The 13,792-nt window shown below is 57.9% G+C and carries 11 protein-coding genes; 6 read left to right on the forward strand and 5 right to left on the reverse strand.

Annotation, left to right across the window (positions count from 1 at the left end; genetic code table 11):
• The first annotated feature begins 190 nt into the window (after positions 1 to 190).
• Positions 191 to 982 carry an endonuclease/exonuclease/phosphatase family protein gene (locus tag LOC68_RS20660; RefSeq protein ID WP_230222264.1) on the forward strand — a complete coding sequence of 264 codons (792 nt, stop codon included), beginning with the start codon at positions 191 to 193 and terminating at the stop codon, positions 980 to 982.
• Between the two features lie 16 nt (positions 983 to 998).
• Here LOC68_RS20660 and LOC68_RS20665 read toward each other — a convergent pair whose 3' ends face one another.
• On the reverse strand, positions 999 to 2,933 hold the full coding sequence (locus tag LOC68_RS20665; RefSeq protein WP_230222266.1) for a tetratricopeptide repeat protein: 1,935 nt from the start codon (positions 2,931 to 2,933) through the stop codon (positions 999 to 1,001).
• A gap of 100 nt (positions 2,934 to 3,033) precedes the next feature.
• Entirely contained in the window at positions 3,034 to 4,596 is a 1,563-nt protein-coding gene (locus LOC68_RS20670; RefSeq protein WP_230222268.1) for a UxaA family hydrolase, read from the reverse strand.
• 224 nt (positions 4,597 to 4,820) lie between these two features.
• On the opposite strand from LOC68_RS20670, the gene rpmF reads away from it, so the two are divergent.
• From rpmF to fabF, 5 genes are all read left to right on the forward strand, one after another.
• Positions 4,821 to 5,012: a 50S ribosomal protein L32 gene (rpmF, locus tag LOC68_RS20675; protein ID WP_230222270.1), complete on the forward strand. Its 192-nt coding sequence runs from the start codon at positions 4,821 to 4,823 to the stop codon at positions 5,010 to 5,012.
• A 69-nt stretch (positions 5,013 to 5,081) separates the two neighbouring features.
• On the forward strand, positions 5,082 to 5,990 hold the full coding sequence (fabD, locus tag LOC68_RS20680; RefSeq protein WP_230222272.1) for an ACP S-malonyltransferase: 909 nt from the start codon (positions 5,082 to 5,084) through the stop codon (positions 5,988 to 5,990).
• 40 nt (positions 5,991 to 6,030) lie between these two features.
• Complete coding sequence (gene fabG / locus LOC68_RS20685; protein WP_230222274.1) at positions 6,031 to 6,801, forward strand: 3-oxoacyl-[acyl-carrier-protein] reductase; 771 nt, start codon at positions 6,031 to 6,033, stop codon at positions 6,799 to 6,801.
• Positions 6,802 to 7,024: 223 nt separating this feature from the next.
• Positions 7,025 to 7,261: an acyl carrier protein gene (locus tag LOC68_RS20690; protein WP_002651224.1), complete on the forward strand. Its 237-nt coding sequence runs from the start codon at positions 7,025 to 7,027 to the stop codon at positions 7,259 to 7,261.
• 30 nt (positions 7,262 to 7,291) lie between these two features.
• Entirely contained in the window at positions 7,292 to 8,533 is a 1,242-nt protein-coding gene (gene fabF, locus LOC68_RS20695; protein ID WP_230222276.1) for a beta-ketoacyl-ACP synthase II, read from the forward strand.
• An 81-nt stretch (positions 8,534 to 8,614) separates the two neighbouring features.
• Here the strand turns inward: fabF and LOC68_RS20700 are convergent, their stop codons facing one another.
• The 3 genes from LOC68_RS20700 to LOC68_RS20710 form a co-directional block, all read right to left on the reverse strand.
• Entirely contained in the window at positions 8,615 to 11,062 is a 2,448-nt protein-coding gene (locus LOC68_RS20700; protein WP_230222278.1) for a WD40 repeat domain-containing protein, read from the reverse strand.
• A 410-nt stretch (positions 11,063 to 11,472) separates the two neighbouring features.
• The gene (locus tag LOC68_RS20705) at positions 11,473 to 12,102 is read right to left on the reverse strand and encodes a sigma-70 family RNA polymerase sigma factor (protein ID WP_230222280.1); all 630 of its coding nucleotides are present in this window, start codon (positions 12,100 to 12,102) and stop codon (positions 11,473 to 11,475) included.
• Positions 12,103 to 12,293: 191 nt separating this feature from the next.
• Positions 12,294 to 13,784: a serine/threonine-protein kinase gene (locus LOC68_RS20710; protein ID WP_230222282.1), complete on the reverse strand. Its 1,491-nt coding sequence runs from the start codon at positions 13,782 to 13,784 to the stop codon at positions 12,294 to 12,296.
• Between the last annotated feature and the right edge of the window lie 8 nt (positions 13,785 to 13,792).

The following is a 13,792-nucleotide window of genomic DNA, read 5'->3' on the forward strand; positions in this document are numbered from 1 at the left end:
TACCAATTCGAACCGCCAGAGCGGCTATGCCGCCATCATTATAGGGGCGGTGATTTTCGCCGCGGCTGGCCGCTTGGCCCGCGTGGGCGGCAAAAACGAATGTCCCTGCTTTCGCGGCGGCTCTTCTCTGCAAATACTAGGATTGCCTGCCCCACCTCCTACCTGATCCCACGTCGAAAGTTCTAATCTCGTGACCCGCAACCTACTGGCGATTGCGATGGTGCTGCTTGGCGCCGCGATCGCTTCGGCCGAAACGCAGCAACCGCTCCGCGTTCTCTCTTACAACATTCACCATGGCGAGGGGATGGATCGGAAGATCGACTTGCCGCGGATCGCCAGCGTGATCAAGTCGGTTTCGCCTGACTTTGTGATGCTGCAAGAGGTTGATCGGAACGTCGCGCGCTCTGGCGACGTTGACCAGGCGACGGAACTCGGCAAGCTGACCGAGATGCATGTGGTTTTCGGTGGGAACCTGAAGCTCGGCGAAGGAGACTACGGCAACGCGATTCTCTCTCGCTATCCGTTAAGCGAAGTGGAGAATCGTCAGCTTCCCAACAGCGACGGCGGCGAGCCGCGCGGCGTACTGAGCGCCAGCGTGACATTGCCGGAGACGCATGGCGGGAAGACGATTCGCATCTTGGGAACGCATCTCGATCATCGTCCTGCCGAGACCGATCGACTCGGCTCGATTGATGTGATCACCGACTTTGTCGCCCAGGACGAGCGGATGGTGATTATTGGCGGCGACTTCAACGCAATCCCGGCAAGCGCCGTGATGAAGAAGTTTCGCGAGCAGTGGAAGCTGGCCGGCAGCGGCGAGTTTCCGACGGTTCCTGTTGCGGAGCCGACGCGTCAAATCGACTACGTTGGGTATCGCTCTCCGGCGCCGATTGCAATCGGCGAGGTGCGCGTCTTGGACGAAGCGGTCGCTTCCGATCATCGCGCGATTCTGGCGGCGCTCATCCTCTCGCCGCAAGAATAGGGCTCGGCGAGAACCGTTATTCCGAAGCGGCGATCGCTTGCTCAACCGCGGCGAGATTACGACGCACCGTTGAATTTTGCGGATCGACGGCGAGCGCGGCTTTCAAGTGCGCCTGCGCCAGATCGTAACGTCCCAAGCGGACGAACAGGTCGGCGACGTTGTTGTGGGCTTCGACGCTTTGGGGATCGAGTTGGATTGCCGTGAGAAAATGAAGCGCCGCTTGCTCGTCATCTTCTTTGGTCAGGCAAACCCCGAGCATGTTGTGAGCGATCGGATCTCGAGGATTGACGTTCAACTGTCTTAGGAGGTATTTCTTCGCGTCCTCCTTGTCGCCCAGGTGAATGTCGATGGCGGCCAGCGTCACCCGAATCCGTGGGAACTGGTCGTTGATCTTGTAGGCTTGTTCCAACTGCACTTTCGCTTCTGCGTATCGCCCAAGTTTGTTGAGAAACGCTCCGTAGTTGTAGCGGACCAGGCCTGCCTCTGGGTTGTCGATGAGCGCCCGTTGATAGCAGGTTTCGGCAAGCGGATAATCTTGTTTAAGCGTTTCGAGAATCGATGCATAGTTGCTAAGCACCCGATGGTCGGACGGATGGAGTTCGTAAGCCTTGGTGAAGTAGGAGAGCGCTTTGGCGAATTCTTTCCTCTGGGCGTAGTAGTTGCCAATGTTCAGGTAGCTGCGCCAGTGATGAGGCGCCTTGTGCATTACGTCAGTCCAGAGGGAGAGGGGCGTGTCGTAAACCTCGTTTCGCAACATCGTCGTTGCGCCGAGGGAGAGGATGACGACCGCGGAGAGGACGCCGGCGACCGTGACGCGTTGCAGCGGTTTCGCCAAGCGAACGATCAATTCGTAACCGCCGACGACCGTCAGCGCCGCCAGCGTCAGTAGCGGAAGATACATCCGATGTTCAAACGCCAGGTCGATGATCGGCGCGAAGCTGGAGGATGGCGCCAGGATCACAAAGAACCAGCCCCCGAGAAAACCGAGAACCGGCGCTTTCCAGATCGCCCAGATCGTAAGCGCGAGCAGGATCAGAATCACGAGGTCAGCGGCGTAAAGGGCCGCGTAGTCTTCCGACGGACGCCACCCGTAGTCAAGGTTCTGCCCCTGCGGCCAGAAGGCCAAGCGAATGTAGTGCAGGATCACGGGCCCTTGATTCATCGCATAGGCGAGCGGCGAGAGATGCTCGTTAAAGAGGGTGCCTCGCTTCGCGATCCAGTGCCACTGCGACGCAATAAAGAAAATCAAAGCGGCGAAAGCGAGCAAATAGACAGCGTAGTAGGCCCAGCGTTTACGCCGCAACTCGCGCCAGCTTTCGGAAAGAAAGACGCGATCGTACCACAAGGCCATGATCGGAGCGGCGGCCATCACTTCTTTGGTTCCCATGCCGAGCATGCAACAGCCAAGCGACGCGACGTACCAGATCGACTTGCCGCTGTCGGCCCCGCGTACCAGGCAGGCGATCGTCAACAGAAAGAAGAGTCCCATCAGCGACTCGTAACGTTGCACGATGTAGGTGACGCTCTGCGTTTGCAGCGGATGTAGCGCCCAGACGAGCGCAATGACGCCGGCCAGTGGGATTGCGGCGGCCGCGTAACGCTCAGCGAGACGGGGCGATTGGAATGTGCGCCAAGTCAGCCAATACAAAACAATCGCGGCGCTGATATGAATTACGAGGTTCAGCAAGTGATAGCCGAACGTGTTCAGTCCCCCAAGCTTATAGTTCAAGCCGAAGGTAGCGGCGCCGACGACGCGGGGACTGGGGCGGAACCATTCTTGCAACGGCGCTTTCGCCAGGCCCTTCGAGTGCGTGATCATCATCTCGTCGTCGAAGACGAATTCGCCCCGAAAGCTGTTCGCGTAGAAGATCACGCCCAACAGTACGATCAACGCGATCCAAAATCCATGCACGCGATAAAGCGGGGGCGAGTTGACGTGACTGGGAGGCATGTGGCGATCTGGTCGGCTGCGACGGAGAATCTTAGAGCCTTTCCAGTCTCTCCGCGCAGCGTTTAGATCTTGTGAAGAGTTTGTAAAAACGTGCCACGTTTTAGAGGGTTGGCCCTACCAGCCAGGGGACGAATTCTTCTTCTCCGATCCCTAACGCCTCGCTCTTGGTCGGTTTGCCGCTGGCGACCGCCAGGATCTCTTCAAAGATTTTTTCTCCCATCGCGTCAACCGAGACGCCGCTGAGAATCTCGCCGGCGTTGATGTCCATGTCGTCGACCATCCGCTGATACATCGGCGTGTTGGTGGCGATCTTGATCGATGGCGCCGGCTTACAGCCGAAGCAGCTGCCGCGACCAGTCGTAAAGACGACCACGTTCGCGCCGCCGGCGACCATGCCGGTGACGCTCGCCGGATCATAGCCGGGGGTGTCCATCACCATCATGCCGCGCTTCGTCGGCGCTTCGGCGTACTGCAGAACGTCGACGAGCGCCGTACTGCCTGCTTTGGCGACGGCGCCGAGCGATTTCTCGGCGATCGTGGTGAGGCCGCCTTCCTTATTGCCGGGGGAGGGATTGTTGTCGAGCTCAACGCCGAACATCGCGACGTACCGTTTCCACCACTCGATTCGCTCGATCAGTTTGTCGGCGACTTCGACGCTCGTCGCACGACGCGTCAGCAAATGTTCGGCGCCGTAGATCTCCGACGTTTCGGAGAGGATCGAAATGCCGCCGGCCGCGACAATCCGATCGGCCGCGGCGCCGACGGCTGGATTGGCGGTGACGCCAGAGTAAGCGTCGCTGCCGCCGCATTCGGTCGCCAGGACGATTTCGCTGGCCGGAATTGGTTGGCGGCGAACGTCATTCACCCGCGGCAACATTTCGACGAGCCGAGCGACGCCTGCTTCGATCGTCTTGGCGGTTCCTCCTTGATCCTGCATCGAGAGAATCAGCGGAGCCCCTTCCGGTTGCGAATCGCCGCCATCCAACTGGATCAGCCGCTCTCGTTGCACCAGGTAGCCCATCGCGCCGGTCTCGCACCCCAGCCCGATCAGCAGATAGCCGCCGATGTTGGGATGCCGCGCGATGCCGGCCATCACGCGATTGAGCGTGTTGTGAGCGTCGCCGCCGAACTGCATGCCGCAGCCGCTTTGATGGGTGAACGGGACGATCCCGTCGATGTTCGGGAAATTGGCCAGGCGGCTTTGGTCAAACGCATGGGCGACATATTTCGCGACGCTGGCCGAGCAATTGACCGTCGAGATAACCGCAATGTAATTCCGCGTCCCGGCGCGACCATCGGCCCGTCGGTAGCCGTCGAAGGTGCGCCCGGTGATGGGAGTCGGCGGCGGCGGAGTCTGACTCGCCCGGGCGTAGTCGAGATGCAACTCGCCCAGGTGGAGATTATGACTGTGGACAGGCTGACCCGGTTCGATCGGCTTCGAGGCGTACCCGATCACCTGGCCATACTTAAAGACTGGCTCGCCGGCCGAAATCGCCGTCAGGGCGACTTTGTGACCAAATCGGACCTCGCCGGCGGCCGTGAGGGAGCCGCCGGGAAAGGCGAATTTCTCGCCGCGAGCGAGGGTTTTGGCCGCCACGGCGACGTTATCGGCGGGGTTAAGTTGGATGACGCTCGGCGGGGCGGGGGAGTGGTGAGCAGGCATGGTAGGGGCTCGGATGTGCGTAAATCGAGTGCTGTTAGCAGCTTACAGCCTGCCGCGGTTGTCGGCAATCATTCCGCCGGAAGCGGTAACCGCCCTTTGACACGCTGGGCGAAGATTCCTAAAATGATCCGTTTACTCTGAGGCGATCGGGGCCGATTGTAGTCGAAGCTCCCGAGCAGCAGGGATCGAACCGGCCGCCCTTCTCAACGTAAAGCGAAGTCGCCATGGCAGTACCGAAGCGCAAACAATCCAACTCTCGTACCGGAATGCGTCGCTCGCACGACGCTCTGAAAGCCCGTGAACTGCAATCCTGCTCGAACTGCGGGATCGCGGTGCCGACTCATGTCGTTTGCCCGAACTGCGGCACGTACATGAAGCGGGTCATCATCAAAGACGAACAAGCCGCCGCTGAGTAAGTTCGCTCACGCGTCGCGCTTGTGCAGCAGCACGCTTAGACGCAGCGCGACCATGAGAAGGGGAATCGCGTGAGCAAAATCGCGTTTTTGTTCCCTGGTCAGGGAGCTCAATACGTCGGCATGGGCAAACAACTCGCCGCTTCGAGTCCGAAGGCGGCCGAGTTGTTCGAGCGCGCAGCCGAAATTCTCGGATATGACTTGGCGGAGCTTTGCTTTAACGGTCCGGCCGCTCGGCTTGATTCGACCGTCTTCAGCCAGCCGGCTCTATTCGTTACCAGCATCGCCGCGCTCGAATCGATGCGCGAAGAGAACCCTGACGCGCTGCTGTCGTGCGAAGGGACCGCTGGGCTCAGCTTGGGCGAGTACACCGCAATGGTGTTCGCCGGCGTGATGCAGTTTGAAGACGCGCTGAAGGTCGTGCAGATCCGTGGCGCCGCGATGCAAGAAGCGGCCGACGCCGTGCCGAGCGGCATGGTCAGCGTGCTGGGGCTCGAGCGAGACCAGGTCGCCGCCATCTGTGCGGAGGCGCGCGAAAACGATATTCTCGAAATCGCCAATCTGCTTTGCCCGGGCAATATCGTCGTTTCCGGCTCGAATGACGCCTGTGAACGAGTCCCGGCGATCGCCGAAAAAGCAGGCGCGATGAAAGTCATGCCGCTGGCCGTCGCCGGCGCGTTTCATACGCAAATCATGCAACCGGCGGTCGAGAAGTTGGCTGCCGCGTTGGCGGACGTGCCGATGTCGGCGCCGCGGATTCCGGTGGTGTCGAACGTCGATGCGGTTCCGCACAACGACCCGGAAGAAATTCGTCAGCTGCTGATTCAGCAGGTTTGCTCCCCGGTTCGCTGGGAAGATTCGATGCGATTCCTGCTCGAAGCGGGATTCGACGAGTTTTTTGAGATCGGCGCTGGTCGCGTGTTGCGCGGCCTGATGAAGCGAATCGATCGTAAAGCGGAATTCAATAACATTTCGGCCTAAGGCCGCAACGCCCCTGAGCCAACAACGTAAGGTGATTTTGATGAGCGACAACGCCCACGCCGCACTGCCGGTCGACTTGAACGGACTAACCGCCATCGTCACTGGCGCTTCGCAGGGGATCGGCCGATCAATCGCGATCGCCGTCGCGTCGCGCGGCGCCAAAGTCGCCGTCGTCGCTCGCAACGCCGATAAGCTGGCCGACACCGTCAAGACGATCGAAGAAGCGGGCGGCGTCGCCGAAGCTTATAGCTGCGACGTGACCGAGCGTGAAAGCGTCGAAGCGGTCGTTGACGCGGTTGTTGAGAAGTGGGGCAAACTGGATATTCTGGTGAATAATGCCGGCGTAACCCGCGACAACCTGTTGCCGGTAATGACCGACGACGAATGGGACAACGTCATCGATACGAATCTCCGCGGCATGTTTCTGTTTACGCGTGCCGCGTCGAAGCAGATGATGCGTGCTCGCTTTGGCCGAATTATCAACATCAGCTCGGTTTCGGGTTTGATCGGTAACCCGGGCCAGACCAACTACTCGGCCTCGAAGGCGGGGATGATTGGTTTTACCCGCAGTTTGGCCCGCGAACTCGGGAAGCGCAAGGTGACCGTGAACGCCGTTTGCCCCGGCTTTATTGAAAGCGACATGACCAAGGCCCTGGGCCCTGTGGTGATGGACGAGGTCAAAAAGCGGATTCCGGCGCAGCGAATGGGAAAACCGGAAGAGATCGCCGATGGCGTACTTTTCCTGGCAAGTCCCCAGGCTGCCTACATTACTGGGCAAATTCTGACAATTGACGGTGGAATGATCGGTTAATCGGCGTTCCCCTAATCGACGAAACTTGCTGACCTGAATACATTTAAGACTAGAGTTTCGCAAGTCTACCGGATCGGAACGAATTGCCGCGACACAGGTCTCTTCCACCTTGACCTGTCTTGCAGAATTCCTCTATCTTGTTGGACTTGAATTTTTAACGTTTGCACAGTTTACAACAGTAAATAAGCCAGATTCTTTGGTTTCTTGCGGAGGGCTTCACGCCGTGTCGGTACAAGAACGCGTATTTGAGATCGTCGCCAGCCAATTGGGCGTCGACCAAGACAAAATCACCATGGAGAGCTCGTTCGTGAACGATCTCGGCGCCGATTCGCTCGATACGGTCGAGTTGGTGATGGAACTGGAAGAAGAGTTCGACATCGATATTCCGGAAGACGCCGCTGACAAGATCGAAACGGTCGGTCAGGCGATCAAGTTTATCGAAGAAGCTAAGAATTCGTAATTTCGTCGGCCTTCGAAAGAGTTCAAGGGAATGAAACGACGCGTCGTCGTCACCGGTTTGGGAATCGTCACCTCCCTCAGCCATCGCCTGGATGAATTCTGGACGAAGCTGACGGCGGGTGAGAGCGGCATTCACGATCTGAAGCTGCTGGATACCTCCCGGTTCAAAGTGAAGTTCGGTGGGGACGTCTACGACTGGAACCCCGTCGATTACTTTGATTCGAAAGAGATCAACCGCGTCGACCGCTTCACGCAATTTGCGATGGTCGGCGCCGTTGATGCGATCAGCGACTCCAAAATCGATTTCTCGAACTACGACTCTTTCCGCTGCGGCGTGATTCTCGGTTCCGGAATCGGCGGTCTGCAGACGATCGAAGATCAAGTCGAACGTCTGCTTATGAAGGGCCCCGATCGGGTCTCGCCGATGACGATTCCGAAGCTCATGCTCAATGCAGCTGGCGGAAATATCTCGATTCGCTATGGGCTGCGTGGTCCCAACTTCACCGTTGCGACCGCGTGCGCCAGCGCCACCAACGCCATCGGCGACGCGATGAAGGCCATCCAATACGATGAAGCCGACGTCATGATCACCGGCGGTACCGAAGCCGCGATCACGCCGATGGGCATGAGCGCCTTCGCCAACATGCGAGCTCTCTCGACTCGCAATGAAGAGCCGACCCGAGCCAGCCGCCCGTTCGACCTCGGTCGCGACGGTTTCGTCATGAGCGAAGGCGCCGGCATCGTCGTGTTGGAAGAGTTGGAATCGGCCAAGGCTCGCGGCGCCACCATCTACGCCGAACTCGTCGGCTACGGATGCAGCGGCGACGCCGGGCATATCACCTCGCCGGATGAAGAAGGTCGCGGCGCCGCTCGTGCGATGCAAAACGCACTGAACGACGGCAATCTGAAGCCGAACCAAATCGACTACATTAACGCCCACGGCACGAGCACCCCTCCGGGCGACGTCGCCGAAACGACGGCGATTAAGAAGGTCTACGGCGAACACGCCTATCGCTTGAGCGTTTCCAGCACCAAGAGCGCCTTGGGGCACTCGCTTGGCGCCTCGGGCGGTATCGAACTGGTCATCTCGATCCTGGCTCTGAAGACCGGCACCATTCCGCCGACGATCAACCTGGAAGATCCCGATCCGAAGTGCGACCTCGACTACACCCCGAACGTCGCCAAGCAGCGGGAACTGAAATACGCGATGAGCAACAGCTTCGGCTTTGGCGGTCACAACGCTTCGGTCATCGTCGGCAAGTACGAAGGCTAACTGGGCGATCGCTACCGCGGCAAAACGAACAAAGGCGTTCCTATTGGGACGCCTTTTTTTTGCGCGCTTCCTAACCCGCAGCTAGTCCCGTTTGAGGAAAGGGGAAAGGTCCCAGATCCTCGCTTCCTGATCCGATCGGCTGACCAGGGAATCGCCGGTCGGCGAAAATTGAATGTGTTGCACGTTTGGATGAGGCATGGTGACGATCGGTTGCCCCTTGAGCGTGTTCCAGAGCGTGACGCCGGCGCCGGGATAGGGGCTGATCGTCGCGGCCAGATCTCCGCCGGCGCCGAATCGAACGAACCCATCGTGATAGTCGAGCATGGTGATTTCCCGACCGGTGTTCGAATCGAGAATGTACGTCCTGTAGTCCAAGTCGGCGACGCCGGCGTCGAGGAGTTGACCGCCGTCAGGGGTGAACTGAACCGACCGTGCGGAGCCGGGAGACGTTAGGGGGAGAATCCAATTCTTTTCGGCGCCCACGATAACCAACTTGATCACGCTCGAAGAGGCGTCAGTCATTCGGATCGCCGAAAATGCGAACAAGGCCTGATCATCGCGACGGCCCACGGTCGCATCCGCACAATGGATCCCCAAGACCGCAATGGGGCGTTTCAGGGGACGGCTATCGATCGGCCAGTCTTCTTTCAAGTTCTCCACTTTGAGCAGCGAGAGGTTGTTGTCGACCATATAGAAATAGGTTCCGGTCAAATCGAACCAGAGCGCGCAAATCGAATACGACATGTCCTTCACGAATTCGAGTTGGCCCGTTTCCAAATTCCAGAGGGTGAGTTGGCCCCAGACGCCGCCTGGTTCGCCTCCTCCCATCAGCAAACGCTTTCCATCCGGAGAGAAAGTGATCGCGTTTACTCGATCCAGGCCGCGAGAACGGTCTTTTCCCTTTTCGATTATGAACGTCTGCTCACAGGCGAAAGTTTCCAAATTCCAAACGCGCACGTCCACGTAGAGGTCGGATACGTGGTTCTCGGGAGTAGCGTCATTGCGACTCGCGACGGCCAGGAACTTGCCGTCGGGACTGAACGTCATGTAGTGCGGATCATCGTCGCACTTCTGGATCGTTTGCAGAAGTTCTCCGGTCTCCAGATTCCACAGCTTCACTTCGCTCGCGTGCGGCAAATTGTAGGAATGCGCTTGGTCGGTTGGGAGGCGAGATCCGGTCGCCAATCGTTTTCCATCCGTCGAGATCGCGATCGAAACGACCGGCGAATTGGGGGCCTCGATTTTGAATCGCTCGGTCCGCGCTGGCCAATCCCAGACCGAAACGTACGCAAACTTCCTGGTCGAAAATGGCGGCACTGAACCGTCCATCAAGATAACGAGCGATTTCCCATTCCTTGAGAGCAAGATTCGCTTGACCGGATTCTCGACCTCGATCGTTTCCTGCAATTGATAATTCGTCAGATCCCAAATGTTCAGTCGGCCGCGACGTCGCATGTTCAACGTCAGGGGCAAGATCCCATTGGAATAGACTTGCGGACCGAATTGACCGGAATATCCGATCTCGAAACCCTCCGGATCGCCGAACTGCGTTTCGAGGTCGACTTCGCTCAGTTGCCGCTGCGTCGACCTGTCTCGAATGATCAGTTTGTGATCCTCCTTGGTCGCCACTTTGTCCGGGGCAAGATCGTTCCAAGGTCGGCGTTTGGCGACGTCCATGTGGCGCTCCAATTCGAACCAAGAGTCAAACGGCTGAGATTCCGCTTTCTCGATGTTCCAAATCTCCATCTTCCCCTGGCGCGTCGGATAGCTGCAGATGCCGGAACTGTCTGGGGTGAATTCTTGGGCGTGAAAAATCAATTGATTGGCGAGCGTCTTGTATTTGGGGGCTTGCATCGGCTCGCCGGTTGCAATGTCCCAGATCCCAAATTCAATCCCTGCCCCAGCGCGGTTTTCGCGGGCTTGTTCTTTGTACCCAGCCAGATACTTTCCGTTGAGCGAAACGATCGGCTTGTAGAGCGGCGTCAGCGTCTCGACCTTGGATTCGATCGGCGTCAAGTCAGCGCGTTTCCAGAACTGCACCTTCAGCATTTTCTCGCTCGTCATGTTATCGACGGAAGCGAAGGTCACGACCGTTTCGCCGTCATCTTGAAATTGAACTCGGCTGACGTTTTTCAATTCGCGTGTGGCGCCTATTTTGCCGGTCGCGCAGTCCGCGATCGTGACCGCTGAATTGTCGAACCAGACGAGTTGTCGACTATCGGGGGAGAACGAAAAGCCGTTCCAACCGGCAGGCACGTTCAGGGTTTCTTCCCCGGTTTTCACGCGGCGAAGTGAAAAGAATTTTCCTGGATGTTTGATCGACCCACCGAAGAAGCCGCCCGATGTTGGTTTGTGGAACACGGCGACGAACTGGCCATCGGGGCTGTAAGCGACATCCGTTAGCGTTGGGTAGTGTCGGATGGTAGCGAGCGGAACAACGTCATCTGTCGACTGGGACTCCTGCTCTTGGGCGAGACTTGCCGCTGGTGAAATTGCCAGAAGCGAAAGGAGAAGTATGGCGCGGAGCATGGCGTCGATCCTTACCAGATTCAGTCTGAAGTCGTTCTCAGAAGCTCAGCGATGCTTCTATTAAAAGAAACTTGGACTAACGGCGCCAAAGAAAATTATGGCCGCGAGACTCGCCAATACGCTTTAGAAATCCATCATTTGCGTGCAAATGGAAAATCGACGTCGAAAACCGCCTACTGCGGCTCAGGCTCTTTCATGAGTTGCGAAGGATCCCAGAACCAGGCTTCTCCCTTTGAGCGACGTGCCGTTTCGTGTCCACCGTTCCTTGCGATTGGTAGGGACCGACTCGATATGGGGCGACATTATTGCTTGGCGCAAAAGTCTCGTCGCTTCAAAGACCATCCACCCGCTGGATGTCCTGTACGGTATAGGGATCGAGCGAAGATTCGTCGGAACCTGGCTTATCTGGTTCAGCCGGAGAATTCGTCGCTACGATCAAGTTCCTTTTGAAGTTGAGCGATGGCCGCCGCCCAGCGATTGCGCACCGTTTTTTCAGAGACTCCTAGCTCCTGGCCGATTTCCTTGTAGGTCAAGCCGCGACGGTGACGCATTTCGACCAAACGGCGTTGTTCGAGCGGCAGTTGGGCCAACGCTCGGAGAAGTTCCAGATCCGTTTCTTCGCGACGAATAATACTGCTGGCGGTCGATTGTCGCCGATCGACAAGATCAATCGGCGTCTTGCCATTGAGGCTTTGTTCCAAGCTAACGTCGCGGCTTTTCGCGTGACGAAAGCGACGTCCGACGTCGATCAGATTGTGCTTTAGCAGTTGGCGAAGCCAGGACTTCAGCTCGGACTCCGAGTCGCCAGTAAAGCGAGAAAAATCACGTTGGGCCTCAAGTAGAGAATTCTGAACGATGTCAGATGCGTCGACTTTGGCCGTTAATCCGTCCCCCAGGCCGCTTTCGGCGATCAATAACAAGTAGGTGCGCATACACCGCCAGAGGTGATCAATCGCCGCTTCATCGCCGCTGCGAGCGTCCGACAGCAATTGCGGCCAATCACGAATTTCTTCGGAAGAAATCGAATCTTTATCCGGCATTTTGACGCCTGTTGAGGGGGAGTGGCCCGGAAACGCCAATCTAGTCGCCGACCGCTTGGGCGGCAACGAAAGTTGGCGATTTTTTCTATGCCTCGCTCCGCTCGCAAGTGCATCTGTCGGTATTGCAGACTAATAGGCGCCGTTCAGGCGGTTGCATCTTTCGATCCTTGGCGAAGTCGATCGTTCTGGCGCTAGCGACGCCTTTGTTGCAGATCCGCATATGCCGACACGCCCAGCAGAAATGCCTGGCCAAGTCCAAAGAACAGGATTTGCGTATGGTTGATCGTGTCGAAGAAAGGGTAGTCGCGATAAAGATCGGAAAAGGTTCGAATGGTACCGGTCAGGACGAGGAGCGGAACGAGGACCGTCACCCCCAACGTGAAAATCAACGCAAGCGGCGTGCACCATTTGTGGCCAGAGAGACGTAGCCAGCAAAGGCCGACGACCGTCAAGTTGTAGCCCAGGGCAATCATGCCGACCTGGATGAAGACGGTCCAGCGATCATCGCCAGGAAAATGTTCACCCCAAATGATCAACATCGAGGAAACCATCCAAATCGTCGTTAATAAATTGACGGGAATCATGAAGAAGCTGATTTGCGACGGTCTTTGCGGCTGGCTGGCCCACCGCGCAAACGAGTCGAGCCAGCTAAACTGCCGGGCCGAGATCCGCTCGCCAGCCAAATAGGCCGCCAGATCATCCGCTAATGCTGCGGCCGATTCATAACGTTCGATTGGATCTTTGGCGAGACTACGGGCTACGATAACCCGCAGATCGCTTGGGACGTCGGTCCGTTTCAAATCGGAATCGATCGGCTGTTCGCTTAAGAGGCCGGAAATGATGTCCGAATAGGTTTCGCCCTGTCGCGGCGGCGCTCCGGACAATAGTTCCCACAGCAGCGATCCAAGAGCAAATACGTCCGCCTTTTCTCCTACGGCTCCCCATTGCGGCAGCAGTTGCTCAGGCGCCATGTAGGTTGGCGTTCCCAGGATCCAGCTGGAACGTGAATTCGTCAGCGGCACATCGGTCAATTTCGCCAGGCCAAAGTCCGTTAACCGTGGCGAGAAATCGTCCAGGCTGTCGCCGCGTGAAGTTTCGTCTTTATTCGTCAGCAGGATGTTGCTTGGTTTGATGTCGCGATGCACGACTCCTTGGCGGTGGGCATAAGCGACGGCTCGGACTACATCCAACATTAGTCGGGCGACGCTTTGGCAATCGCGCGAATCGGACGGATGACTTTCGAGCCAGTCGGCCAGATCGGGACCCGCACAAAAGGCCGAAGCGATGTACGGCGTAGGTCCAGCGAGGTCGGCTTCGTAGATCGGTACGATGCCAGGGTGATCGAGTTTCGCTGCGACTTGCGCTTCATCTTCAAAACGCTGCAATTTGTCGAAACAGACCAGCACTTCGGGACGCGGCACTTTAAGGGCCACGTCGCGGCGCAACCGCGTATCGGTCGCATGAAAGACGACGCCGAAAGCGCCATGCCCCACCGTGCGATTCACCACGTAGGGGCCGATCTGCATGTCGCCGCTTACGGGCGGTGCGGCGGATGCTCGTTCCGACTGCCAGAGGCGATCAAGGCGATCAATCAACCGTTGATCGTGCGGAGAGAGATCGGCGGATGAATCGAAAGATGCGTCATCGGACGAATCTGGCTGTTCAGAGGGAAGGTTCGCCACCGTTCTCC

It is taken from the genome of Blastopirellula sediminis, assembly GCF_020966755.1.
Lineage (GTDB): Bacteria > Planctomycetota > Planctomycetia > Pirellulales > Pirellulaceae > Blastopirellula > Blastopirellula sediminis.